This window comes from Ningiella ruwaisensis, assembly GCF_004798935.1.
In the GTDB taxonomy this organism is placed as follows: Bacteria; Pseudomonadota; Gammaproteobacteria; order Enterobacterales; family Alteromonadaceae; genus Glaciecola; species Glaciecola ruwaisensis.
Map to the genome: position 1 here is coordinate 191,365 of NZ_RAHT01000004.1, position 25,581 is coordinate 216,945.

A 25,581-nucleotide genomic window follows, 5' to 3' on the forward strand; every position below is an offset into this window, starting at 1 on the left:
CAATGCTGAGATCACTTCTCTGTAGACGCACTATAGCAAGCGCTTTGTTAACGGCCTTGCTTTTGTTTAATGTCAGCGCTTGGGCGACACAATGCCTTGACTTTTTTCCGGACCCAATCGCCAGTTTTTCGGCATCAGGTACCGTAAATTTTGGTACAAACGGTCAGGTCCTCGGCAGTGACGGTGTGCTTGATATCGGCATTTTAGGAGGCAATCACGCGGATAGTTGTGACACCGAAGGTGCATGCATATCCAGTGGTACCAATACTGATTCGTTAAACCTGCCCAGTTTTCAACGCTCTATGCAAAGCACGGATGAGACGGTTGCCATCAATCAAAGCGCTACCATGAATCAGGTTGATCTCGACAATTTGACCCTGCAATCTAACGCAATGCTTAGCGTACAGGGCAGAGATGGCATAGTTAGGGTCAACCAATTAAATATGGCTGCAAACGCCAAAATAATACTTTCATCCGGCACATACTTTTTTAATACACTAAGCATGGCTGATGGTGCTTCTTTTGATGTGAGCGGCACCGACAAAGTCATTGTGTATGTAAATGATTTTACCGCGAGTGGGGCGATATCAATGAATGCCGGGGGCGATTCCGTGCAGTTTGTTTTTATTAGCTCACAGCGCTTTGATGTGCAGGCGGCTTCGACTTTACGCGGATTTTTTTATATACTTGACACATTCACGCTTGGAAAGAATTCTCGCGTATTTGGCGCTGTAAATGCTAAAACCATCGTCTTTGATTCAGGTGCGAAGGTTGTTTATCGAGCGGCTGATATCGAACAGGCAAATTTTAGCGGGGCCTGCGGGCAAAATGCACTTTTACCCTCACCTATTCTCCACTATACGATGGATATGTGCCTTAAGCCTCAACGTAACAAGGGAATTCTGGATTCAATACGCAGCAATCATGCAGACGCCTGGAATGGAATAGAAATAGACTACGCTGCGCAATACTGCCAGGGCGCGAAATTCGATGGGAGTCACACTTTTATTGATATTCAGGACAGTGGTCTATTCGATTTGCAGCAAGGCGCAATTTCCTTTTGGATGAAGTCAGAGGATTTGGATTATTCGAGCCGCTCGCATGAAGGCAAGCAGGGTATTTTGTCAAAAGACACAAATGAGTCCATATTAGACCGATTGAGCCTTTTAATGACAGATGCTGGCGCTTTACAGCTTATTTATCGCAGTCAGACAAACTCGGATTTTACCAGCCGTGCGCTTATCCAGGAGAACCAATGGCATCATGTTGTGGTGACTTGGGGGCCTGACGGAATTTTTCTATTTGTCGACGCTCAACTAGAGGGTTCGGATGCTTCCAATACCGCTTCGCGTTTACAGCCCAATGGACTGGATATGGCGCTAGGGGCAAGCGCCAGAAATTTTCGCTTATCTTCAAATGGCGATAGAGGCTCACAATTGCGCGATTTTTTTAAAGGCAGCATCGATGAATTCAAACTATTCAACGTTCAATTAAATGCAGCTCAAATAGACAGGCTTAATAGCTTATCCTCGCAAAGCTGTTTTAATTGCTCCAATGAACCCGTTTTGCTGTCACATTATTCATCTGACGTTTGCAGTGTAGAGGCAAACAAAGTTGTAGATGTGGTTAGTGGCTACGACGCTTCGGTTATCAATAATGTCAGCGTGAACGTTGCAAGCCGATTTTGTCAGGGCTTGGCATTTGACGGCGCGCAGGCGGCGGTAAGAGTTGTGCACAAAAACGCTTTTGAGATGGATGCCGGCGCAGTGTCATTTTGGTTTAAAGTACCTGATCTTAATTTTGAAAGCACGCCCTATGATGGCGGAACCTGGCAGCTTAGCGGCATGGCATTAATGTCAAAAGATTACAACGGTAATGAGGGTGGCGCAGATGTTGAAATACGCCTAGATAGCGAAGGCAGAATCAGAGGTAGGCAACAGGGTGCAAGCGAAAGCGCGTTTAATTCTGGCACGGTAAGAGTCTCAGAAAACACTTGGAATCATTTGGTTTACAGCTTTGGTAACGAGGGCTTAAAGCTTTATTTAAACGGCTCTGAAATCCAACACATACCTGACTATACCATTGGTTGGACAAACAATTTGCGTGATCTGATATTTGGCGCAAGCTCTCGCGGTTACAATGGCAATGGTGATATATCCAGCCAACTGAATAACTTTTTAAAGGGCGAAATCGACGACATTAAAATTTATCAGAATCAGCCCTCTGATGCTGATGTCGTGAACTGGTTTAATGATAGTGACTACGCTTGCGCATCCTGTTCTTCTCTGGTGGCTCACTATAGCTTTGACTCAGAGGGAATTACGGGCGATTTTATCGAAGATTTGACCGGGAATGGATTTACCGGCGAACTGCATCCGGATTTACGCATACAAATTCCCAATAACAACAAACAGTGCAATGCGCTACTTGTTCCAAGCGACCGCTCTAACGATCAATTCAAAAATTTTGACACAAAAATCGACATAGATGAATTAGGCAATCAGGGTGGAGTGTCTTTCTGGTATCGCTCAACCGTAGATTGGGGAAGCGTAGGGCGACAACAAATTTTTGATGCAACTCGCGGCAATAAATATTTTTATTTAGCCATTCGGACAGATGGCAAGTTAGCTTTTGGTGCAGAAGATGTGAACGACAGAGACGTGCAGTTGACTTTTAATTCTCCTCGTTTTGCGGCGGATGAATGGGTGCATATTGCCTTAAGCTGGAACTACGATACGCATCGAATGACGCTAATACTTAACGGTACGACGGAGTTTACCCGGGGTTGGAATAACGATTACGGAAATATTGCCCCTTACGGCACTTTGACCTTTGGTGATAACAAAAGCACCTATCTTGTGGTAGATATGACAGGAAACAGTGCAAACGGCTATTTTGATGAGATTCGCGTTTATCGGGAAATGGTCACTAAAGCACAAGCTCAAGCAGATATGGCAAGTGCACAGTCCTGTCAGGCAACATTTAGCTATGTGATTGAACATCCTGAAGAAGCCATGGCCTGCGGTACGCCTTCTGTTACGCTTAAAGCCTGTGCTGATGCAAGTTGCAATGAACTGGCTACTGATCCTAGCACCTTACAGTTATTTCCGGCAGGCGCCTGGGCACAAAGCGAGGTGACATTTACAGGCTCTACTCAGGTGCAATTGGTTTATAACGGCACCGGCACGCTGACTATTGGCAGTAGTGGTCAAAACCCGGTTGCACCGGTGATTTGTGACCCTGATTGCACCATTGAATATGACCTGGCTGGCCTGGAATTTTTTCACACAGGTAGCGGACAAACGGAATTCTCCAGTACACCATTTATTGCAGAATCCCCGTTGGCTGCGCTTGGTATTCGAGCGATAGGACAAAGTGGTGACAGTTGTGATGCCTTAGTCTCTTCAACTCAATCCATTGATATCAGTTACGAATGCACAAACACCGGCGCTGAAACATACGCCCCCGCAAGCTGCAACGCGGATTTTGCAGGCATTCCCAGAGGAAGCGCTTCGGTGCATTCCGGTCAAATAGAACTAAGCTTTGACGAAAATGGAGAAGCGAGTTTTGCCGGTTTTTCTTACGCGGATGTGGGTATGTTAAATATTAGCGCTCAAGCCAATATTGGTGGTGTACAGGTACAAAGCAGTCCAACGCAAATCAAGATGATCCCGCAGCGCTTGCGTTTAAGCACCAGTGCGCCAGTAAAACCTGTTGCCGGTGAAAAATATTCTTTCGATATTACGGCCATTGGCGCAAAGGGGTCTACACTTGTTGGCTTTAAACCCAATCAGCTTCAGCTCGCGGCTAAACGCGTAGTACCGGCAAGCACTTCTGGCAGTGACTCATCGTTTATATTCGATATTGGCACCTCAGTGCAAACGAGTATTAATGAAGCCTATGCGCTGACAAGCAATGTCCACTTTAATAATGGTCAGGCATCAAGTGTAAACGCCTTTTTTGAGGAAGCCGGAACCTATCAGATCATGATGCGAGATGCGGATTATTTGGGTTCACAAATTGAGGCAGATAGCTTAACTATAGGGCCTGTGATTCCTGCCTATTTTCGGGTAGAGCGAAAAAACGCAAGTGGGACGCTTATTCAACCGCTTTTAACAGATGCGGCAACGAATTTCAGCTATGTGGGCCAAACCTTTGGCTTTGTGCCTTTAAAAGAACCCACTTTGCAAATAACAGCCTACAATGCACTGGGTCAGGTCACCAAAAATTACGCGAATGAGTTGTGGAATTTGCCTTTTGAGATGGCCAGAGTAAACAGTTTTGTGTCATACACGGACACATCTGCTTATTCGGGCGGTGTCGAGGCCCTTTCCAAAGCAAGTGCCCTGGATATTCAAAAGAAAGATGACTACAACGGTTTAGCCGTTATGCGTTTGGTGCAGCCAAGTGTTCGCTACACCAAGGTGGTTAATCCAGGCGGTGCGGATACCAGCCCCTTTGATGCGCAGCTTAGTGTCAGTTTTGACGCTGACTTTTTTACCGATACCGATGGCGTGTGTTACAGAACAAGCTTAAGCGGACCCTGCAGTGGCTTTGTCATAAATAATGTGAGCGGCACCCAGATGCGTTACGGAAGACTATTTTTAGAAAACGCGTTTGGTGCAGAAAATCGCCCACTGCGCGTGCAAGCACGTACTCAATATCTGCGAGGCGGAACGTGGGTGACTAATTCTGACGATTCCCATACACAATTTGCTATTTCTCAAAGTAGCGGAGGGATCAGTATTTTACACGACCCACAAAGCCCAAGCGACTTGTCAAGCTTCATAGCAGGGATTGAAGCGACACACGCTTTAACAAATGGTCATTCGGACTTGAACGATTTTGTGTTCCAGCCAGTCATAGACTCGGGAACGGCACTAAGTGGTAGCGTGTTCATGACGCTTGAAGTGCAAAATACCGCAAATCATTGGTCTCGCTATCTAAATATTGATTGGGATGGAGATAACGATATTGATGAAAATGATACCCCTTCAGCCAATATCGCCTTCGGTCTTTACAGAGGTGATGATAAAACAATTCACTGGCGAGAAGCATTTTAAAAACGCGTCAATAAAAAAGTCGCGCTGGATACGCGTTGTTATGTAAGAATATGCACGATGCGCGCTTGCTCAAAAGGCGGCGCATTGGTAAAGTTACGCAATTATGTCAAGTCCTGTGTACGCATAGATTTTTTTGCAGTAAAACATTGGTTTTTAGGGATTTAGCGGCACATATAAGTTAACTTATATCACTTAATCTGATTATTATTTAAAAAAGGCATTCCATGTTCAAAAAGCTTCGAGGTATGTTTTCTAACGACCTTTCTATTGACCTCGGCACAGCTAACACGCTGATATATGTGAAAGATCAAGGCATTGTACTTAACGAACCATCCGTAGTTGCCATTAGGCAGGAGCGAGCAGGTGGTCCAAAAAGCGTGGCCGCTGTGGGCCATGCAGCTAAACAAATGTTAGGCCGAACGCCCGGTAATATTAAGGCTATCCGCCCAATGAAAGACGGTGTGATCGCCGATTTTTATGTCACCGAAAAAATGCTTCAGCATTTTATAAAGCAGGTTCACGACAATAACTTTTTGCGTCCCAGTCCTCGCGTATTGGTATGCGTTCCCTGTGGCTCAACTCAAGTAGAGCGTCGCGCCATTAAAGAATCTGCCATTGGAGCGGGCGCTAGAGATGTGTTTTTGATTGATGAACCGATGGCCGCCGCAATAGGGTCTGGCTTACCTGTATCTGAAGCGACAGGTTCAATGGTTGTTGATATTGGTGGTGGTACCACCGAAGTGGCGATCATTTCTTTAAATGGCGTGGTGTATTCTTCATCGGTTCGCATAGGCGGAGACAAGTTCGACGAAGCGATTATCAATTATATTCGCCGAAACTTTGGTTCTCTGATTGGCGAGGCAACTGCTGAGCGGATTAAGCATGAAATTGGCGCAGCTTATCCAGGCGAAGAGGTCAGAGAAATCGAAGTGCGTGGCCGTAATCTGGCAGAGGGTGTGCCGCGAGGTTTTAATCTCAATAGCAATGAAATCCTTGAAGCACTGCAGGAGCCTTTGTCTGGCATTGTAAGTGCGGTTATGGTTGCTCTTGAACAATCTCCGCCAGAGCTTGCATCTGATATTTCAGAGCGTGGAATGGTATTAACCGGCGGTGGTGCATTACTTAAAGATTTGGATCGACTGTTAATGGAAGAAACAGGCATTCCAGTGGTAATCGCTGATGATCCTCTCACCTGTGTAGCTCGTGGGGGCGGTAAAGCTTTCGACATGATCGATTTGCACGGTGGCGATCTCTTTAGTTTTGAGTAATGGGTAGCATGGAGTTACCCGCTCGTTATGAATGAAGTATTCCCACGAGGATTTTCGCTTCTCACCCGTTTTATCATTGTGCTGATTTTTTCGGTAGCGGCGATGTTTGTCGATACAAAAGTTGAAAGTGTCAGCACCCTCAGGGCTTACTTGACGTCTTTAGTGAGTCCTCTTCAGTATATTGCGGATATGCCTGGCGCGGTTCTAAGCTGGAGTGCGTCACGCTTTACTTCCAGACAACAACTTTTAGAAGATAATGAAGCACTGACAGAGCGGATCACGCTGATGAGCGCACAACTCCAGCGTTTTCGCATTCTGGAAGAAGAAAACAAAAAGCTCCGTCGTTTACTCGATGCACCTATCAAACAAGAAGTGCGCAAAATGATTGCTGAGCTTATGGCAGTAGACAACAATCCTTACAGCCATCAAATTGTTATCAACAAAGGAGCAATTGATGGTGTTTTTGAAGGTCAATCAGTATTAGACGAAAGCGGCATTGTGGGGCAGGTGATGGAGGTGGGGACTACAAATTCCCGTGTGCTGCTGATATCGGATGTCACGCATGCTATTCCCTCTCGTATAAGCCGGAACAACGTGACCGTGATTGTTTCGGGTTTGGGGCAGTTAAATGAACTTGCGCTTGAACATGTTCCGCACAGTACCGACATCAAAGTAGGGGATATTCTCATATCATCTGGATTGGGTAATGTATTTGTAGAAGGCTACCCTGTAGCTGAAGTCAGTGAAATTATCCGGGATGAGAGTCAGCCATTTGCACAAGTTAGTGTAAAGCCACTGGCAAAATTAGATCGAATTAAGTATTTGTTGCTTTTATGGCCTGAAGAAATCAACGAGGCGGCAGAGAATAATGGACTGAATCAAAGTACCAATAACAGCGACGAAATTAACGATGTAAGCGGGGAAAACCAAAATGAGAGGTAATCCCGCGTTTATCTACATCAGCATCATTGTTGGCTTGGTCTTACAAATCATTCCGATGCCCGCGCAAGCAGACTTGTATCGACCCGATTGGCTGTTGCTTATTTTATGTTACTGGGCGATGGCGCTGCCGAATCGCGTCAGCGTTGGCGTGGCTGGCGTAACAGGCGTCATTCTGGATTTGCTTTATGGCACGGCTCTGGGAGTGCACAGTTTTGCACTGGCGGTGCCGATTTTTATTGTGGCAACTAACTATCAACGTATGCGAAATCAGTCTATTTTGCAGCTTGCCATAACCATTGGTATTTTATCTTTCATTTATCATCTCATCATTTATTGGTTACAGTTTTGGTTAACGAGTATTGAGTTTCGTTTTATTTATTTATGGCCGAGCGTGACATCTGTGCTTTTATGGCCATGGTTGTTTTGGCTACTTAGAAGATTTCGTCGACGATTCAAGGTGGCTTGATGCAAAAAACCGTCGTTCTTGCTTCGGCCTCACCACGCAGACAGGAACTTCTTGCAAGAATTTGTAAGAACTTTGTTGTGGAATCGGCTGATATTGATGAAACTCCTAAAGATAATGAGGCGCCGGAAACCCTTGTCGTTCGCCTGGCGCTGGAAAAAGCAAAATGTGTGTTTAATAAGCATCGAAGTGCCGTGGTGATTGGCTCAGATACGGTAATTGCGTTTAATAACGCAGTGCTCGGAAAGCCAAAAGACAAAGCCGATTTTATGCGCATGATGAGTCTATTGTCTGATAAAACTCACCGGGTACTGACGGCGGTTGCTTGCGTAACAGACAGCCAACAAAAAACCGTACTTGTCGAGACGCGGGTGACCTTTTGTGAGATATCCGAACAGGACGCAATCGACTACTGGAATACAGGTGAGCCAAAAGATAAAGCGGGTGGCTACGCCATTCAAGGGCTCGCAGAGCAATTTGTTAAACATATTCAAGGTAGTTTTAGTTCAGTGGTAGGCTTACCGCTTTATGAAACAAAACAACTAGTAAAGAGCGTAATCTAATGGATATAAGTGCAGAACTGTTGATAAATGTCACACCGTCGGAATCACGAGTCGCGCTTATTGAAAACGGAATTCTTCAGGAAATTCATATAGAGCGCCATACCAAAAAAGGAATTGTTGGCAATATTTATAAAGGCAAAGTCAGTCGGGTATTGCCCGGAATGCAAGCTGCTTTTGTGGATATTGGTTTAGAAAAAGCCGCATTTTTACACGCTTCTGATATTGCCGTTTACGATGAGCTGAAAGATGAAGTTACGCCCCCTACATTTGAGAAAAAAGACATAAGGGAGTTAGTAAGGGAAGGACAGCATATTGTTGTTCAGGCTGTAAAAGATCCCCTCGGCACGAAAGGTGCCAGACTCACCACAGATATAACCTTACCTTCTCGCTATTTGGTATTCATGCCTAGCGTTAGTCATGTGGGCGTGTCACAAAAAATTGAAGACGAGAAAGAACGCGAACGCTTGAAGAGTATCGTCGCTGATTTGTGCGATGAAAACGGCGGGTTTATTCTTCGAACAGCAGCGGAAGGTGTAAATGCGAAAGAGCTGCGTCAGGATGCCGAATTTTTGCGACGCTTGTGGAAAAAAATAGAGTCTCGAAAAACCGCAGGCAAATGGAATGTCTTATATGAAGATTTACCGGTAGCAAGACGCGTGTTAAGAGACTTTGTTGGAACAGAAATTGAGCGTATACGCATAGATTCAAACCTCACATTTAAGGAGCTGAAAGCTTTTACCAAGGAATACGTGCCCGAGCTGTCAAATAAATTGGAATATTATCAGGGCGACTTACCTATTTTCGATTTGTATGATGTTGAGAACGAGCTACAGCGAGCGCTTGGAAGGAGAGTAGATCTCAAATCTGGTGGGTATATTATTATCGATCAGACTGAGGCGATGACGACAATCGATATTAACACCGGTGCATTTGTCGGACATCGAAATCTGGAAGAAACCATTTTTAACACCAATATTGAGGCTACTTTAGCCATCGCACGACAGCTACGTTTGCGCAACCTCGGCGGCATGATATTAATTGACTTTATCGATATGATGGAACCTGATCATCAGCGCCGTGTCTTACATTCATTAGAGCAAGCAATGGCAAAAGACCGTGCAAAATCGAGCATTTATGGATTTACCCAGCTCGGCTTAGTCGAAATGACACGAAAGCGCACACGAGAATCCCTTGAGCATCAGCTATGCGGGGAGTGTCCTGCATGCCGTGGTCGAGGCTCAATTAAGACGATTGAAACCATTTGCTTTGAAATTACGCGAGAAGTTGTGCGTGTTAATCGTGCTTATAACGCGGATAAATTTGTTATTTATGCCTCTGTTCCGGTTGCCGAAGCATTAATGGGAGAAGAATCTCACGTGCTTGCAGAGCTTGAAGCTTTTGTAGGAAAACAAATAAATGTCCATACCGAACACCTTTATCATCAAGACAAGTTTGACGTGGTAATGATGTGAGTAAAGCAAGCAAATATACCACCTTAATTTTAAGAAAACTGTGGACCTTGGTTGCAGTGTTATTGGTGGTGGTTGCGCTTCTAATTAGCCTCTTACGCTACTCTCTGCCCTTGCTAAATGACCGCAAGCACGTGATTGAAGATTACGTCAATACCGAGTACGGACTTGAGCTCAGTATCGGAGAGGTAAAAGCTAGCTGGCAATCCTCAGGTCCGAGCCTTCAGTTTTCAAACGTCCATTTAAAGCAGGGAGATCAGTCGCCCCTTGCACTTGAAGTAGGCGATGTGTACTTGGCTATCGAATTTTGGGCTTCTATATTCAGCGCTCAGTTACAGTCTCGAAACGTGAGTTTATCAGATCTTAATGCCACTCTGGATTTGCAAAGGATCCAGTCATCTTCGTCTGAGTTTCCTGTTGTGTCTGCACTGGAAAATCTTTTTTTGGAGCAACTAGACAACTTTTCAGTTAGCAATAGTGCGTTTACGTTGGTCAATCAGAATGCCCAAAACACCATTCGCATCAAACAACTAACCTGGCTAAATGCAGATAACCGTCATCAAGGCCTCGGTGAATTGAGCTTGCAAGGCTTCGCATCGAATACCGCCATCTTTGTATTGGACTTATACGGAAATGTTGATAGCTATAATGGCCTGCTTTACGCCAAGGGACAGGCACTTGATATATCACCCTGGTTAAATGAATTTACCCAATTTGATGGGGATTTAGTGACCAGTAAAGGAAATTTTTCGCTATGGGCAGATATTTCGCAAGGTAGATTTACAAAAGTTCGTGGACAAATCACGCCAAGCCAGTTCACCTGGCGAAGCGCAAAGGCTGACGGAAACACGGACGATACAGAAAACCAAACCAACGAGACGCAGCTAGTCGCCGACTTTGCTGCTCAGCCGTTTGAAAATGAATGGCATTTCGCGATAAAAGACCTGGCCATTTCGAACAATCAGATTTTAACGACAAGTGACTGGACAGGCTGTCTGGATTTGGCCGGACAGGTAAATCTTAACAATACAGCGCCAGTGGATATGAGCAATATTTTGCCATTGAGCGCCCTTTTCTCAAACTCAGCGGCTAAACTGCTTGATGCAATTAACTTAAAGCTTTTGTTTGATGATCTGCATGTAAGTTTTGGTCTGAAAGGGCTTAACTTAGTTGCAGAACAGGCAAGTGCCAGTTGGCAGGAGTACGAGAATATTCCAGGTGTTTCCCAGCTGAATATTAGCGCTTATTGGAAAGAAAATAGTGGCCGTTTTGAATTCAGTAGCGAAGATGCGGTGATAAGCGCCAATGCGGTGCTTGAGCGTGATCTAAGGGTCTACAATATCGACTTACCCGTATTTGTCCAGCGTCTTGATGATAGCTGGTCTGTAATAAGTGATGATGGAAAGCTACAGATTGACGCGCTTAACATTCATCCAAAGTTTGGCTTTAACAGCAAAAACCAGATGCTTTCCATGTTGGTGGATATTGATGGTTTGCCCCTTAATCAAGTGCCGAGTCTTTTACCGAATGAATTCATGAGCGCAGGAGCAAAAAATTATCTTGCCAATGCTTTTATTGGGGAAGGCGAGGTGCAAAACGCTCACCTGCTGTGGCACGGTAGCGCACAGGATTTCCCTTTTGAAAATCAGTCGGGTATTTTTCAGGCATCCGTTGCGGTAAAGGACGCTGATTTTCTATTCTCCGACGCGTGGCCGATGCTGCGTGAGCTAGATATTAATTTACTGTTTGAGAATGATCGTCTGGACATGCGGGCAGAACGAGGCACGCTTGCATCTGTTAATTTGACTGATTTGCGAGCAGAAATTCCCAAATTAAGTCGTGACGCTACACTTAGCATACACGCGTTGGGCGAAAGTAACGGTGAGGCGGTTGCCAGGCTCATGCAACAAAGCAGCCTAAAAGATTCTTTGGGACGCATACTGTCTCAGGATGTCATTGTAAGTGGTCCAGTTAGTACCAATCTGGGTTTGTATATTCCCTTGTCCAATCCTGGCAGCACCCGGGCAGTGGGTGAGGCAAATCTACTTCAAAGCCAGGTGACGATAGCCGCCTTGGGTTTAGATATTCAAAATGCGAAAGGTAAAATAAGTTTTGACAATGAAGCTTTAAGCATCGAAGGACTTAACGCTGAGCTTATGGGGCAAAGCGTAGCGCTTGATTTGGTCGGCTCGCAAAAGGCTCAAAATTATGAGCTGGATATCGCGCTTTCTGGTGACTGGTCAATGGCTCCTCTATTTACACAATATGCTGTAGGGATGGAGCAATATGTGCAAGGCAATGCCGAATGGATATTGGATATAGATGTGTCACTTCGGGAAAAGGACTATTTTTACACGGCCGCACTCAATAGCGACTTAATGCAGGTGACATCCAGTTTACCTCCCCCTTTTAACAAGGCGGTTGAGGATAAGCTCCCTCTCTTTGTTGAAGCAAGTGGCAACAATATAGCGTCAACCGTAAATGCATCATTAGGCAGAGACATCAGCTTCGAAGGAGTATTACCTCACAAAGAAAAACAATTTTCGCGAGCGCACCTGGCGCTTGGACAAACCGACTTTGTAGGGATGGGCGTGGGCTTTAGTATCAGCGCTAACTTGCCGTATGTCGAGGCACAGAAGTGGATGTCTGTGGTCAAACTATTAGTGGGCGACACCGAAAAATCATCAAGCTCAGTTTTCAGTGCACCGGAGCGTGTATTTGCTCAGGCTGATCAAGTCATTTTTGCCGGTGCGCGAGTTACCGATGCAAATGTGACTGCCAAACAGCTGGATGGAGAATGGGAACTGGATATTGATTCTGATCAGATGCGAGGCAATGTTGATATTAGCAAACAGTGGATCTCAAAAGGCATAAGCATTGATGCTGATTACATCAAGCTTGCAGATGTCGATTTTGAAAAAGAGAAAACGGCTATTGAGCGGCAATTTGATCCTAAAAAACTGCCGCGAATCGATTTTAGCTGTCGCGATTGTGAGTTTGGCGACTTTCATCTAGGGCGAGTAAGTCTTGAAGCTGTGCCTAACGATGATGGCCTGGAGATTTCTCGTTTAAAGGTTGAAGCAGATGGCGGTAGCGTGAGTGCCTCTGGGCAATGGTATCAGCGACACAGTGATCATTACACTTTCCTGGCGGGAAATTTGCAAAGCTCAGATTTTGGGACCTTTCTGGATAGCTTGGGTTTAGATTCAGGCATCCAGGACTCAGGCGCTAACATGGAGTTTGCGCTCACATGGAAAGATTCACCCATTGATTTTGGATTTAAGCAGCTGGATGGACACATTGATTGGTCTCTGTCAGACGGATACCTCACGGAGGTAAGTGACAAGGGCTCTCGTATTTTTACTTTGCTCAGCTTGAATTCGTTAGTTCGAAAGCTCTCCCTGGATTTTAGGGATGTGTTTGCCAAAGGTTTCTTTTACGACGACATGCGAGGAAGTGTACAGATAACAGACGGAAAGGCAGATACTCGCGATACCAAAATTGATGGCGCTGCTGGAGAAATAGAAATTTACGGTTACACGGACTTGGTCTCGCAGCAGCTTAATTATAATGTAAGCTTTACGCCCAACGTCACCGGGAATCTGCCCGTATTGGTTTACTTTTTCACAGTAAGTCCGCCTTCTGCCTTAGCTGCACTGGCGCTTGATCAGGTGCTAACATCGGCTAAGGTCATATCTAATGTAAACTACTCCGTAACCGGCACAATCAGTGAACCTGTATTAATAGAAACCGGTAGAGAAAGTACCGAAGTTGCACTGCCAACCCGACGTATTCCAGAGGAGAGCGAAATGGTTGATGAATTTATTCCACCAACTGTCGATGATTTGTTACCGCTTGAGCAGAATGATGGTTGATTTAATCGCGATTCAACTTAACAGTTCTACATCGATAGATCATAATCTGGCTCGCATCGAGCGTCTGATTGATGAAGCTCGGCCTTTAATTGTAAGAAATCATCCCGCGTTAATTCTTTTGCCAGAATGTGCCTTTCAATTTGGCTGCAGTGGCAAGGTACTATATGAACATGCGGAGTCACTGGAAAAAAGCAGTCAGTCAGGAAAAAGCACGATCCAATCGCATGTAAAAACATGGGCGAATAAATACAACGCTTATATCGTTGCCGGCTCAATGCCCATTTTATGTGATGAGACCCCCGAAAAATTTCATGCAGCCAGTTTAGCGTTTTCGCCAAAAGGAGAGCGAATAGCACAGTATAATAAAATGCATTTGTTTGATGTCGATGTAGAAGACAATACCGCGTCTTATCGCGAATCGAAGTATACAAAAGCCGGTGAGCATTTGGGAAAGTTTTCTTCACCGTGGGGTGAAGTTGGCCTATCGGTTTGCTACGATCTGCGTTTCAGTGCAATGTTCAGTGCAATGCAAGGTGTGAATATTGTCACAGTTCCAAGTGCCTTTACAAAAGTCACAGGAGAAGCACATTGGCATGCTTTATTGAAAGCCAGAAGTATTGAATTACAAGCCTATGTGATTGCGGCTAATCAGGTGGGAGAGCACGAAGATAATCGTCAAACTTTCGGTAATACGAGTATTTATTCTCCCTGGGGTGAATTATTATCTATAGTTGAAACCGGTGAAGGGATTGCGAGTGCTCAATTTGACCATGAAAATCTTGAAAAGATAAGAAAACGTATGCCGCTACAGTCACATAAAAAAGAGAGATACACATTTGAATAAACACGTTGTAGATAACTTACTTCATCAATCAGGCCTTGATCAATCGAAACTAAGCGCCTTGCTCGATAGCATGATGATGCACAAGAACACGTTTGCCGATCTCTATTTTCAATCTTCCCAACATGAAACCTGGGTGCTTGAGGACGGTATTATTAAAGATGGTAGCTACAATATCGAGCGCGGTGTTGGGGTAAGAGCCATCGCTGATGAAAAAACGGGCTTTGCTTATTCAGATGAAATTAATATTGAGGCGCTGACAAAAGCGTGTGTCGCAGCGCGTTCCATCTCACCAAAACGAGAGCAAATCAAAACCACTTCTCAGTATGCGCAAAACGGACTTACCGCGCAGAATTTTTCTAAGCAGAATAATAAAGCACTTTATTCAGCGAGTAATCCGCTTATTGCCATGGATGATGATGAAAAAATAGCGCTTTTACGCAGTGTAGACGCTTATGTACGAGAGCAGGAACCCAATGTCAGTCAAGTGGTAGTGAGTCTTACTGGCGTGTATGAGGAAATTTTAGTCGCGGCCACAGATGGCACATTCGCAACGGATATAAGGCCATTAATCCGCCTCAATTGCAGCGTTCTTTTGGAAAAAGATGGAAAGCGTGAGCGAGGAGCGGCAGGATGCGGTGGACGCAGAAGTTATGATTTCTTTGGAGCTGAACTTGAGGACGGAAGCTTGCGTTATCAAAAGCTTGCCGACGATGCATTACATATGGCGCGAGTTAACCTTGAAGCCGTGCCAGCGCCAGCAGGTACAATGCCGGTAGTGTTAGGAAGTGGATGGCCGGGTGTTTTGCTGCATGAAGCCGTGGGTCATGGCTTGGAAGGGGATTTTAACCGTAAGGGTGCATCCACATTTAGCGGGCGTATTGGTCAGCAGGTCGCATCAAAAGGCGTAACTGTGGTTGATGACGGAACCTTAGCCGATCGAAGAGGTTCGCTGTCAATCGATGATGAAGGTACGCCTAGTCAGTATAACGTGCTTATCGAAGATGGTATCTTATCTGGCTACATGCAGGATAAAATGAACGCAAAATTAATGGGTGTAAAACCAACTGGAAATGGTCGCAGAGAATCTTATGCGCATTTGCCAATGCCCAGGATGACCAATACCTATATGTTAGGTGGTCAGTACAATCCACAGGAAATTATTGAGTCGGTTGAAAAAGGGATATACGCGCCAAACTTCGGCGGCGGGCAGGTCGATATCACATCGGGTAAATTCGTGTTTTCCACATCAGAGGCTTATCTCATCGAAAAAGGCAAAATTACTCAGGCAATCAAGGGAGCTACCTTGATTGGAAATGGACCTGAAGCCATGCAAAAAATTTCAATGATTGGTGATGATTTGGCCCTAGATGCCGGGGTGGGTGTATGTGGTAAGGATGGTCAGTCAGTTCCAGTTGGCGTTGGGCAACCTACGCTAAAAATTGATGAACTGACGGTAGGCGGTACAGCATAAGTGAAGGCAATTCCTGCATTATTTATGCAATCTGGCAAGACGTTTGGCTCTGTCGAGAATTACCTGGCTGTTATGTTGTGGGCGATCAGGCGCCTTATTTATTAAGGTTCTTATGTCGCCTGCTTTCAATTCACGGTTTTTTACATGCGCCATCATTAACTCGTAGCCCTGGTAGTCGTATAGCTTTTGCAAAGACTGCTTATAGTGATGAGGAAAGTAAACGGGAAAGGGAGGGCATAGCTTTCCTTTTACTTTTACAATCAAATCCGCTACGTACATTCGCTTGGTTTTATTATGCACAATTGAAATATCCATTGCAGTGTGACCTGGAGTACTGATCACATGCCAATCCTCAAACCCGGGTATGTTTTCTTTATTTTGAAGCATGAGATCAGGCTTAAGTTTGCGTGGGTACCAAATCAGGCGACGTTTAATACCTAATCTGCCAGCAACCCAGTGTGATAAAGCAATATCAGTTAGATGAGATAATGCGCCTTTTATTCCTTTATACCAGTGCTCATCAAAATATCCGCATATCACTTTGCAGCCACTAAGCTTTCGAAGAAGATGAGCACACCCGGCATGATCAGGGTGCATGTGTGTCACCATCACAACTTTCAAGTCGCTCAACGGGCGCTTTAGTCGTTGCTCAAAATACTTCGAGACGACGCTCAAATCTGCTTTGCAGGCGCCATCCAGCAACATACATCCATGCTTGTATTCGACTAAGAATATGTTTTGAATATAACCCTGGATTTGATGCAAACGGTAGCTTTGCCCATCGTCATGAAGTGATGAGGATTTTTTAGAAGTATTAACTGGCGAAAGCACGCCAGCGCCTTCGCTTGCTTTAAGCTGTGATGAGACATTGTTCATATACGCAGTATAAAGCGGAGGCTCTCATCCTACCAGTTTTTATGCCTTTTTCATTTCAAGCACTTCTGCTTTCTCAGCTTCCAGCAGCGTATCAGCATCGGTTCCTTTCAGTAATTTCGCCACCGCATCTTTGTTTTTAGCTAGTAAAATACTGAGTTCTTCAGCCAGCGCTTCGTCCAGTTCAATACCTTTTTGCTGGATATATGCGCTTAGATTGTCCGCAATACCTAGCATTTTGTCGTATTGGTCGGCTTCTTTCTTGTCTGTAGTAACCAATTTATCGACTCCTTTATGCTGGACGACGTACTGAGTAATAACTGCCATGCAGTTCTCCTTGGATTTCGCTATTAGGCAAGTATTTACTATAAATCAATATACTGTATAAATAAACATATAAGTGAATAAACCTGACTGCACACAACAATGCATGTCGAAATCTGTAGGGTCAATATTAACGTAATTGCTTTATGAATATTTCTACAGGAGCGCATTTACTTTGTTTGATTTCAGCCAGGTAAAAGGCATTATTTTCGATTTAGATGATACATTGGTGCATGCCAATCTGGATTTTAAAGCCATCAAGGCTGAATTAGCCTGTCCAGAACAGGACGATATTCTATTGCATATTAATGACTTGAGTTGCCAAAATGAAAAACGTTGGGCAAACGAAGTAGTGCTTCGTCATGAACTTGAAGATGCGCAAACTTCACGCTTAATCAATGGCGCAAATGAGTTTATTCAGCAAGCCATTCAGCACGAACTACCTTTGGCGATTGTAACGCGTAATTGCCTTGATGCGACGCGAATTAAGCTACGAAACAATCTTATTCCAATTGATTTGGTATTAACCAGAGAAGATGCGCTTCCCAAACCGCACCCTCAAGCGCTTTTAAAAATCGCTTATCAATGGCAAGTGCCCACACAAGATATTGCGTACATTGGTGATTATAAATACGACATACAAGCTGCTCATAACGCGGATATGCAAGCTTGGTTATTTACTTACAATGAGCAGGCAGGCTCATACAAAGATTGTTTAACCAAGGTTGATAAACCTTTGTAAATTATGATGTCTCATAAGTAGAGATGCCTTGATAAGCAGATAGTTAAGTTCAGTTTAAGAAACATAAATTATTTTCGAATGTTTAAGAGGTCATACCACGTATAAAATTTGATCAGGTTTTGGATGGAAGTAGTGGTAAGGACATCATTCAGTGGACGATATACATCGCTTTGCAGTTGAGCTAAACGCTCTTGAGCTTACGATATCTGCGATAGTAGTTATCTTTTCTATAGTAGCTAATTTTGTGCTTTATTTAAAAAAGCATATTGCAAAAGAGCCTTTGAAAGACGGCGAATTATATAACAGTAATGCCGCCAGAGATGAGGATGCAGATAATTTACACATTAAGTGCTCCCCGCAACAAATTGAACTATTGGCTTCACACGTTTCTAATATTAAAGAGCGATTAATTAACACCCAATATGTTTTAAAAGACAAGAAAGCTTACTCAAACGTGTTCCAAAGCCCTCTAAGAGATAGCCTGCGTGAACTGGATGCGCTTTCCTTATCCCTTGAATCACTTGCGACTATTTCTCAAGCGCCGACTCAGAAAAATGCTGATTCCAGTGGCTCATTATTTCATGCGGTGCAGAATCGTACTGTTCAAAATTCTGTTGTTCAAGTTAGTCGAAAGCGTTGTATCAATTCATCACAGGTAATTAGCGATACATTGCCTGTGCTTATGGATTTTGCCAGACAGCAGAATAAAATCATTCACTTGTACGAACTATCTCATGGTCAGATGTCTTTGCCTCTTGGTCTGTTAGATAAGCTACTCAGAGAGTTGATTTTAAATGCTATAAAGCACAATCCTGAAGAGACGGTCATTGAAGTAAAATGCAGTGTCGAAAATACCCACGTACATTTTGAAGTAAGTGACACGGGCGTAGGCATACCAATGCAGCATGTCCCTCAAAGCAATCGTTTAATGGAAAACCGTCTAAGCTTAATGTCACGACGTATTTCTGATGCTCAAACACAAATAAATTTGCACGCGGTGTCTCAACTTGCCGATGCTCATGGGGGATGCCTTAGCATTTATTCTCGGTTAAATAAGGGAACGAAAATCAGCCTGAAATTTCCCGCTCAGTTGATAAAAGCTAATCCTTATCCGCTTTTCATCAAGCGCAGACCAGTAACAGGCTTAACTAAGGAGCGAAGAACGCAGCGAAAAAAGGTTTTATTTGTGAGTCGCTTTGATCACGTGTCAAGCTCGCTATCGCAATATCTTCAAGAACGTTATGCGCTGATAACATGCCGTTCTTTTGATATTGCCCTTAAACAGCTTTTTGAGAACAAGCTGGATATGGTCATAGCGGATTTTAGTTGGCAAGATGCACTGAGTTTACAGCTTGCTCAATTTATGCGGGAACATCGCGCCTTAGCTAAAACACCAATAATTATGATTACGGCGTTTTCAAACAGCACGATACGAGCGAAAGCTTATGCAAAAGGAGTAAATGCGGTGGTTGAAAAGCCGCTCGACTTGCATGAGTTATCAAAAGTGATTGAAAACCTGCTGCGAAACTTCAGTCACGTCAAGCAAATTAACAGTCATAATGGACAAGCGTCTCAGGATTTAACCAATGATGAATCGGTAGCGGAAGGAAATAAAGAGTACACAGTACTTACTCATCAACATCAAGCCAATCTTAGCGAACAAGACAAGTTTAAAGCGCAGATCCAATCGCTGGTTGAATCGTGTTTTGAGGATGAGTCGTTTACTCAGCAGATAGCGGCAGACCGCTTATTTATCAGTAGCAAAACCTTACAACGACGAATGATCAAGTATATTGGCGATAACTTTAATACCTATCTAAGGCGCTATCGCTTGGATCGTGCTCAAAACCTCTTGCATAACGGCGCCTCTGTCACAGAAGTCACCTACAGTGTTGGGTTTTCGTCCGTTTCCTATTTTAGCCAGTGCTTCAAACAAGAGTTCGGTTATCCGCCGTCAGAGCTTAATAAGGCATCCTAGTCATGACCACCTAAAATTTGTACCTGCGCAATGTCTGTATCGCCTTTTATGACCTTCAATATCGCATCTTGCGTTAATGTACGCATACCGTCTTTCATCGCTTGCGCTTTCATTTCTGATACAGCCGCTTCCTTATACACCAAAGCTCGCAATTCGTGGGTCATACCCAGCAATTCGTGAACGCCGGTTCTTCCTTTGTATCCAGTATCGCCGCAATTGTCACAGCCCTTTGCCCGTTGGAGCATAATACTGCTGCCCAAGCCAAGTTCATCAAAATATTCTTCACCGTACTGGCGTTTTAAAAATGCGACATCATCTTCACTCGCTTCATAGCTCTCCTTGCAACTGGGGCAAAGCGTTCTGATCAGACGTTGTGCAAGAATACCGACACAGGCATCAGAAAAGTTAACTGGGTCGAGTCCCAAATCCAGCAAGCGGGTAATCGTCTCTGGCGCTGAGTTTGTGTGCAGCGTTGATAACACCAAGTGACCAGTGAGCGACGCTTCAATACCAGCGTGTGCCGTTTCTTTATCCCGCATCTCACCGATGAGAATAATATCGGGATCAGCTCGCAAGAAAGCTCTCAGTGCGTTTGCAAAGGTAAAACCAATCTTAGGACTCACTTGTACCTGCTGAAGCCCAGCTTGAGTAATTTCTACCGGATCTTCTGCTGTCCATATCTTCTTTTCCGGCGTGTTCAAGTAGCCAAGAATTGCGTGCAAGGTGGTAGTTTTACCAGAACCAGTAGGGCCTACGACTAACATTATCCCGTGCGGTTTTTTGATCATGCTTTCAATCATGTTCATGTTGCGAGGCGACAGGTTCATTTTTTCAATAGGCATTGCGCCGCCAGTCGCCAAAATACGCATTACTACGCCTTCACCTGCCACAGTTGGAATGGTCGCTACGCGGACTTCTACCGGTTGCCCCGACATTTTAAATGCAAGCTTCCCGTCTTGAGGGATCCGTTTTTCGGCGATATTAAGGCTCGACATAATTTTTATGCGAGCAATAACCGCATTGTGGTGAGAGGCAGGTACCTGATTAATATCTCTTACAACACCATCTACTCGCATGCGCACCCTCGTGGGAGCGCCCTTTTCAGGGTCGATATGAATGTCAGAGGCATTTAAACGCTTAGCATCATGCAGTATACGACTGACCAAGCGAACAACCGCAGGTGCATCTTCTGCTAAGTCATCGCCAACGTCTTCGTCTTCCTCGCCGCTTGTGCCGATTTCGTCCAGGATTTCGTCCATATCCCCTGGACCGGAGCCGCCAACATTCTCTCCCAGGTATTTCAGAATGTGATTAGGCAAGCCTACAGCAATTTCGTAGCTGTCTATGCCTAAAGCACTTTCGATTTCCATTAAAAGCGCCGCATTATTTGGCTCGGCCATCAATACAATCGCATTTTCGTGTGCATCAGCGATGACGGCAACAAAGTTACGCTTTAAGTAAGACAGATTTAATTTACTGTTGCCCTGATACATATGGTAGTTATCAGGCAAGTAGTCTATGAATGGCACTTGATAGTGCACTGACAAGGCACTACCAATTTCAGCTTCACTTATCCGATGCTCTGAGGTAAGCCGGTTTACTATCTGTTTGACATCACCAAGTTTGGTAACTTCTTCAATTTCAGTTTCACTTATTTGACCGCGTAAAACCAAATAGTCAAAAGGACTTTTAGTGCCCCCTAATTCATACCTGAACTTATCGCCAAGCATGTCGGCAATTTCCATGGCTGTTTCTAAATCGCCATGTCCAAAATCTCCGCCCTTTTTATTGATGATCTGCATTACGCCCATCATCACGCCCGCATTCATTACCGGGATACATAAAATGTTTTCAGTTTTGAATTGACTCGCTTTATCGAACTTTTTATCAAAGCGCAATCGCTGGTGAATATTCAGCAACTGCATATCATCGTAGGGATCGTTGATTATCAGCGGCTGTTGAGACATTGCAACGTAACCTGCGATTGACGCAGGACTAATCGGTACTTTTATTTCTTTGGTTTCTGCTCCGGTTTTAAAGCGCGCTACCAAATCTTGCTGTTGCGCGCGCTTTTGAAACAGGGACATACGCGTCGCATCAAACACTTGCAGGATGATGGGTTCCAGCTTTTCGTAAGCGGCCATAAGATTAGGATGCTCTTTAAGCTGTGCCTGCAATGCTTGTAAATTAGGCGAATTGGGGGCGCTGTCAAACATAAAAAGTCGCGGTTCCGTTCAAATGATTTTCAAGGTTTCTAAAAGGGGTATCGGCGAATAGTATCGATACCTTAAGTGTCTTGGCAATAAATCTCTGTATACACTTCCAATATCTATGACCAGCATTCCCCGTAGCATTTTAAATTCGCGAAAAGGACTTGCTAAGTGTAGGCATCTGTGTATAATTCGCGCCCACTGTCTAACGCAACGAGTAATTCCAATAGGTATTTCTGGTTGCCTTGGCAAAAGATTAGTGGGTGTTTTTCTAGGTCAATCAGTGCCTTTATATAAAGTGTCACTCCTTTAGATAATACCATGCGCTTAGCGCACGCTAATATATGAACAGGACCCCGATTGGGGGTCATCGGTTTACGCACATCTTTTCAGCCACTCTTTTATAAGAAAGAAACAGGCGTGAAAAGATGAATTTTTTTGTTCTTTCGATTGGAGCTTAATCGATGCCAAATCAAAGAATTCGTATTCGTTTAAAAGCGTTTGATCACAAGTTGATCGATCAGTCTACAGCGGAAATCGTTGAAACAGCTAAGCGCACTGGTGCTCAGGTAAGTGGTCCAATTCCACTTCCTACCCGCAAAGAGCGTTACACTGTGTTGATTTCTCCGCACGTAAACAAAGACGCGCGTGACCAGTACGAAATCCGCACACACAAGCGTTTAGTAGACATCATTGAACCAACTGATAAAACAGTTGACGCGTTAATGAGATTGGACTTGGCCGCCGGCGTTGATGTTCAGATTAGTCTGGGCTAACGCTGCTAGAGCTAGATAAAAGAGGGTAATGACAATGTCGATTGGTCTTATCGGTCGTAAAGTGGGCATGACTCGCATCTTCACTGAAGATGGCGTTTCAATCCCTGTGACTGTTATTGAAGCGACCCCAAACCGTGTGACTCAGTTACGTACTTCAGAAGTAGACGGTTACCGTGCACTTCAAGTTACCGCTGGCACCAAGAAAGCAAATCGCGTCAACAAAGCGGCCGCTGGTCACTTTGCAAAAGCAGGCGTTGAAGCTGGCCGCGGTTTATGGGAGTTCCGTTTAGAAGACGGAGAAGGTAGCGATATCGAAGTGGGCAGTGAAATCACTGTTGAAGTCTTCGCCGATACCAAGAAAGTGGACGTAGTGGGCACATCAAAAGGTAAAGGTTTTGCTGGCGCGATCAAACGTTGGAACTTCAGTTCACAGCGCATGACGCACGGTAACTCACTATCGCACAGAGCGCCTGGTTCAATTGGTCAAAACCAATCACCAGGTAAAGTCTTCAAAGGCAAGAAAATGGCCGGTCAGCTTGGTAACAAGCGCGTGACTACCCAGTCTTTGGAAGTCGTTCGTGTTGATGCTGAAAACAACCTTTTATTAATCAAAGGTGCCGTACCAGGCGCAACTGGCAGTGACGTTATCGTCAAGCCAGCTGTTAAAGCTTAACGTTTGGGAGTGAACTGATGGAATTAACATTGAAAGACGCGAAAAGCGCTCTTGAAGTATCAGACGCCACTTTTGGACGTGAGTTTAACGAAGCTCTAGTTCACCAAGTTGTAGTGGCTTATGGTGCAGGTGCTCGTCAAGGTACTAAAGCGCAAAAGACTCGTTCAGAAGTACGCGGTGGTGGTAAGAAGCCATGGCGTCAAAAAGGTACAGGCCGTGCTCGTGCGGGCACTATTCGCAGCCCAATTTGGGTTGGTGGTGGTCGCGCGTTTGCCGCTAAGCCTCGTAGCTTCGAGCAAAAAGTAAATAAAAAGATGTACCGTGGTGCGATCAAAAGCATCCTTTCAGAACTGGTACGTCAAGACCGTTTAGTGGTTGTTGAGAAGTTTGGTGTAGATGCGCCAAAGACGAAAGAACTTCTTGGTAAACTAAACGAATTAGAATTAAACGACGTGTTAATTGTAACGAATGAAGTTGATGAGAACTTGTTCTTGTCTTCACGCAATCTTTATAAAGTAGACGTACGTGACGTTCAAGGCATTGATCCTGTCAGCTTAATCGCTTTTGAAAAAGTGTTAATGACAGCCGATGCAGTGAAAGCACTTGAGGAGGCCTTAGCATGAACCAAGAGCGTTTATTGAAAGTGCTAGTTGCACCTCACGTTTCCGAGAAAGCGACCATTGCAGCTGAAACATCAAACACTTTTGTTTTTAAAGTGGTTAAAGATGCAAACAAAGCTGAAATTAAAGCGGCAGTTGAATTGTTGTTTGAAGTTGAAGTAGACAACGTTCGCACTGTTAATTGCACAGGTAAGAAAAAGCGTTACGGCCAGCATTTTGGCAAGCGTAGCGACTGGAAAAAAGCTTACGTGTCACTTAAAGAAGGCCAAGACATCGACTTTGTCGGTGCCGGTGAATAAGGAGAGTAGACATGCCATTATTGAAAGCTAAACCTACCTCTGCTGGTCGTCGTCACGTTGTTCAGGTAGTTAATCCTGACCTACACAAAGGTGCTCCATACGCGCCGTTGCTTGAAAAAAGCAACAAAAGCGGTGGTCGTAACAACAACGGTCGTATCACAGTTCGTCATATCGGTGGTGGTCACAAGCAACACTACCGTGTTATTGACTTTAAACGTAATAAAGACGGCATTCCAGCCAAAATTGAGCGTTTAGAATATGATCCAAACCGCTCTGCAAACATTGCACTTGTGCTTTACGCAGACGGTGAGCGTCGCTACATCCTGGCTCCTAAAGGAGTTCAAGCGGGCGATGCTATCCAATCTGGTTCTGATGCACCTATCAAAGCGGGAAATGCTATGCCTATGCGTAACATCCCGGTAGGGTCAACAGTACACGCGATTGAAATGAAGCCTGGCAAAGGTGCGCAAATTGCACGTTCTGCCGGAAACTATGCGCAAATCCTTGCACGTGAAGGCACTTATGTGACACTTCGTTTACGTTCAGGTGAGGTACGTAAAGTATTAGCTGATTGCCGTGCAACTATCGGTGAAGTGGGTAATGCTGAGCATATGCTTCGTTCACTTGGTAAGGCTGGTGCTACTCGCTGGCGTGGCGTTCGTCCGACTGTTCGTGGTGTTGCCATGAACCCGGTTGATCACCCGCACGGTGGTGGTGAAGGTCGTACTTCAGGTGGTCGCCACCCAGTAACACCTTGGGGTATTCCTACTAAAGGTAAGAAAACCCGAAGCAACAAGCGTACTGATAAACTTATCGTACGTCGTCGAAACAAGTAATAGCGAGGATTCACCATGCCACGTTCTCTCAAGAAAGGTCCTTTTATTGACCTGCACTTGCTGAAGAAGGTAGAGGCTGCAGTGGAAGCGAACGACAAAAAACCAATTAAAACCTGGTCACGTCGTTCGATGATCATCCCAGATATGATTGGGTTGACCATTGCGGTCCATAACGGTCGCCAACACGTTCCTGTATATGTCAGTGACGAAATGGTAGGCCATAAGTTGGGCGAATTTGCGCCTACGCGTACTTACCGCGGCCATGTCGCGGATAAGAAAGCCAAACGTTAAG

20 protein-coding genes are annotated in these 25,581 nt (G+C 44.7%); 17 read left to right on the plus strand and 3 right to left on the minus strand.

Annotated features, from left to right (window positions below):
* Positions 1–2 precede the first annotated feature (2 nt).
* The 9 genes from D6V41_RS09955 (at position 3) to tldD (ending at position 15,958) form a co-directional block, all read left to right on the plus strand.
* On the plus strand, positions 3–5,063 hold the full coding sequence (locus D6V41_RS09955; protein WP_136251357.1) for a laminin G domain-containing protein: 5,061 nt from the start codon (positions 3–5) through the stop codon (positions 5,061–5,063).
* Positions 5,064–5,287: 224 nt separating this feature from the next.
* Complete coding sequence (locus D6V41_RS09960; protein ID WP_136251358.1) at positions 5,288–6,331, plus strand: rod shape-determining protein; 1,044 nt, start codon at positions 5,288–5,290, stop codon at positions 6,329–6,331.
* Positions 6,332–6,358: 27 nt separating this feature from the next.
* Positions 6,359–7,273, plus strand: a complete 915-nt coding sequence (gene mreC / locus D6V41_RS09965) for a rod shape-determining protein MreC (protein WP_136251359.1) — start codon at positions 6,359–6,361, stop codon at positions 7,271–7,273.
* Positions 7,263–7,739: a rod shape-determining protein MreD gene (mreD, locus tag D6V41_RS09970; RefSeq protein WP_136251360.1), complete on the plus strand. Its 477-nt coding sequence runs from the start codon at positions 7,263–7,265 to the stop codon at positions 7,737–7,739. Before mreC ends, mreD begins: the two co-directional genes overlap by 11 nt.
* On the plus strand, positions 7,739–8,299 hold the full coding sequence (locus tag D6V41_RS09975; RefSeq protein ID WP_136251361.1) for a Maf family protein: 561 nt from the start codon (positions 7,739–7,741) through the stop codon (positions 8,297–8,299). Before mreD ends, D6V41_RS09975 begins: the two co-directional genes overlap by 1 nt.
* Positions 8,300–8,304: 5 nt before the next feature.
* Entirely contained in the window at positions 8,305–9,771 is a 1,467-nt protein-coding gene (gene rng / locus D6V41_RS09980) for a ribonuclease G (protein ID WP_136251569.1), read from the plus strand.
* Positions 9,768–13,643 carry a YhdP family protein gene (locus D6V41_RS09985; protein WP_136251362.1) on the plus strand — a complete coding sequence of 1,292 codons (3,876 nt, stop codon included), beginning with the start codon at positions 9,768–9,770 and terminating at the stop codon, positions 13,641–13,643. Before rng ends, D6V41_RS09985 begins: the two co-directional genes overlap by 4 nt.
* Positions 13,585–14,487 carry a carbon-nitrogen hydrolase family protein gene (locus D6V41_RS09990; protein WP_241664510.1) on the plus strand — a complete coding sequence of 301 codons (903 nt, stop codon included), beginning with the start codon at positions 13,585–13,587 and terminating at the stop codon, positions 14,485–14,487. The genes D6V41_RS09985 and D6V41_RS09990 overlap by 59 nt, the downstream gene beginning before the upstream one ends.
* Positions 14,480–15,958: a metalloprotease TldD gene (tldD, locus tag D6V41_RS09995; protein WP_136251363.1), complete on the plus strand. Its 1,479-nt coding sequence runs from the start codon at positions 14,480–14,482 to the stop codon at positions 15,956–15,958. Before D6V41_RS09990 ends, tldD begins: the two co-directional genes overlap by 8 nt.
* 18 nt (positions 15,959–15,976) lie before the next feature.
* Here the strand turns inward: tldD and D6V41_RS10000 are convergent, their stop codons facing one another.
* Positions 15,977–16,834 carry an MBL fold metallo-hydrolase gene (locus D6V41_RS10000; RefSeq protein ID WP_136251364.1) on the minus strand — a complete coding sequence of 286 codons (858 nt, stop codon included), beginning with the start codon at positions 16,832–16,834 and terminating at the stop codon, positions 15,977–15,979.
* Between the two features lie 39 nt (positions 16,835–16,873).
* Positions 16,874–17,158, minus strand: a complete 285-nt coding sequence (locus D6V41_RS10005) for a YebG family protein (RefSeq protein WP_136251365.1) — start codon at positions 17,156–17,158, stop codon at positions 16,874–16,876.
* Positions 17,159–17,330: 172 nt separating this feature from the next.
* Between D6V41_RS10005 and D6V41_RS10010 the strand changes: the two genes are divergently transcribed.
* Positions 17,331–17,897: an HAD family hydrolase gene (locus D6V41_RS10010; RefSeq protein WP_136251366.1), complete on the plus strand. Its 567-nt coding sequence runs from the start codon at positions 17,331–17,333 to the stop codon at positions 17,895–17,897.
* A 151-nt stretch (positions 17,898–18,048) separates the two neighbouring features.
* The gene (locus D6V41_RS10015) at positions 18,049–19,875 is read left to right on the plus strand and encodes a helix-turn-helix domain-containing protein (protein WP_136251367.1); all 1,827 of its coding nucleotides are present in this window, start codon (positions 18,049–18,051) and stop codon (positions 19,873–19,875) included.
* Here the strand turns inward: D6V41_RS10015 and D6V41_RS10020 are convergent.
* A complete protein-coding gene (locus D6V41_RS10020; protein ID WP_421907805.1) occupies positions 19,872–22,019 on the minus strand; it encodes an ATPase, T2SS/T4P/T4SS family in 2,148 nt (715 codons plus the stop codon). The two genes, D6V41_RS10015 and D6V41_RS10020, sit on opposite strands and share 4 nt — an antisense overlap.
* A gap of 530 nt (positions 22,020–22,549) precedes the next feature.
* Here D6V41_RS10020 and rpsJ point away from each other — a divergent pair.
* The 6 genes from rpsJ to rpsS are packed head-to-tail and all read left to right on the plus strand — an operon-like array spanning position 22,550 to position 25,580.
* Complete coding sequence (gene rpsJ, locus D6V41_RS10025; RefSeq protein ID WP_010179497.1) at positions 22,550–22,861, plus strand: 30S ribosomal protein S10; 312 nt, start codon at positions 22,550–22,552, stop codon at positions 22,859–22,861.
* Between the two features lie 34 nt (positions 22,862–22,895).
* Positions 22,896–23,534 (plus strand): 50S ribosomal protein L3, encoded by a 639-nt coding sequence (rplC, locus tag D6V41_RS10030; RefSeq protein WP_136251571.1) that lies wholly within the window; start codon positions 22,896–22,898, stop codon positions 23,532–23,534.
* A 17-nt stretch (positions 23,535–23,551) separates the two neighbouring features.
* On the plus strand, positions 23,552–24,157 hold the full coding sequence (gene rplD / locus D6V41_RS10035) for a 50S ribosomal protein L4 (protein ID WP_136251369.1): 606 nt from the start codon (positions 23,552–23,554) through the stop codon (positions 24,155–24,157).
* On the plus strand, positions 24,154–24,453 hold the full coding sequence (gene rplW, locus D6V41_RS10040) for a 50S ribosomal protein L23 (RefSeq protein WP_136251370.1): 300 nt from the start codon (positions 24,154–24,156) through the stop codon (positions 24,451–24,453). Before rplD ends, rplW begins: the two co-directional genes overlap by 4 nt.
* An 11-nt stretch (positions 24,454–24,464) precedes the next feature.
* The gene (rplB, locus tag D6V41_RS10045; RefSeq protein WP_136251371.1) at positions 24,465–25,289 is read left to right on the plus strand and encodes a 50S ribosomal protein L2; all 825 of its coding nucleotides are present in this window, start codon (positions 24,465–24,467) and stop codon (positions 25,287–25,289) included.
* 15 nt (positions 25,290–25,304) lie between these two features.
* Positions 25,305–25,580: a 30S ribosomal protein S19 gene (gene rpsS, locus D6V41_RS10050; RefSeq protein WP_136251372.1), complete on the plus strand. Its 276-nt coding sequence runs from the start codon at positions 25,305–25,307 to the stop codon at positions 25,578–25,580.
* The last annotated feature ends 1 nt before the right edge of the window (position 25,581 follow it).

What these genes read in the sequence shown, in the direction of transcription:
- D6V41_RS09955 (WP_136251357.1), top strand. Translation starts at nt 3, where the DNA reads ATGCTGAGATCACTTCTCTGTAGACGCACTATAGCAAGCGCTTTGTTA.
- D6V41_RS09960 (WP_136251358.1), top strand. Translation starts at nt 5,288, where the DNA reads ATGTTCAAAAAGCTTCGAGGTATGTTTTCTAACGACCTTTCTATTGAC.
- mreC (WP_136251359.1), top strand. Translation starts at nt 6,359, where the DNA reads ATGAATGAAGTATTCCCACGAGGATTTTCGCTTCTCACCCGTTTTATC.
- mreD (WP_136251360.1), top strand. Translation starts at nt 7,263, where the DNA reads ATGAGAGGTAATCCCGCGTTTATCTACATCAGCATCATTGTTGGCTTG.
- D6V41_RS09975 (WP_136251361.1), top strand. Translation starts at nt 7,739, where the DNA reads ATGCAAAAAACCGTCGTTCTTGCTTCGGCCTCACCACGCAGACAGGAA.
- D6V41_RS09990 (WP_241664510.1), top strand. Translation starts at nt 13,585, where the DNA reads ATGAATTTATTCCACCAACTGTCGATGATTTGTTACCGCTTGAGCAGA.
- D6V41_RS10000 (WP_136251364.1), bottom strand. Translation starts at nt 16,834, where the DNA reads ATGAACAATGTCTCATCACAGCTTAAAGCAAGCGAAGGCGCTGGCGTG.
- D6V41_RS10005 (WP_136251365.1), bottom strand. Translation starts at nt 17,158, where the DNA reads ATGGCAGTTATTACTCAGTACGTCGTCCAGCATAAAGGAGTCGATAAA.
- D6V41_RS10020 (WP_421907805.1), bottom strand. Translation starts at nt 22,019, where the DNA reads ATGGCCGCTTACGAAAAGCTGGAACCCATCATCCTGCAAGTGTTTGAT.
- rpsJ (WP_010179497.1), top strand. Translation starts at nt 22,550, where the DNA reads ATGCCAAATCAAAGAATTCGTATTCGTTTAAAAGCGTTTGATCACAAG.
- rplC (WP_136251571.1), top strand. Translation starts at nt 22,896, where the DNA reads ATGTCGATTGGTCTTATCGGTCGTAAAGTGGGCATGACTCGCATCTTC.
- rplD (WP_136251369.1), top strand. Translation starts at nt 23,552, where the DNA reads ATGGAATTAACATTGAAAGACGCGAAAAGCGCTCTTGAAGTATCAGAC.
- rplW (WP_136251370.1), top strand. Translation starts at nt 24,154, where the DNA reads ATGAACCAAGAGCGTTTATTGAAAGTGCTAGTTGCACCTCACGTTTCC.
- rplB (WP_136251371.1), top strand. Translation starts at nt 24,465, where the DNA reads ATGCCATTATTGAAAGCTAAACCTACCTCTGCTGGTCGTCGTCACGTT.
- rpsS (WP_136251372.1), top strand. Translation starts at nt 25,305, where the DNA reads ATGCCACGTTCTCTCAAGAAAGGTCCTTTTATTGACCTGCACTTGCTG.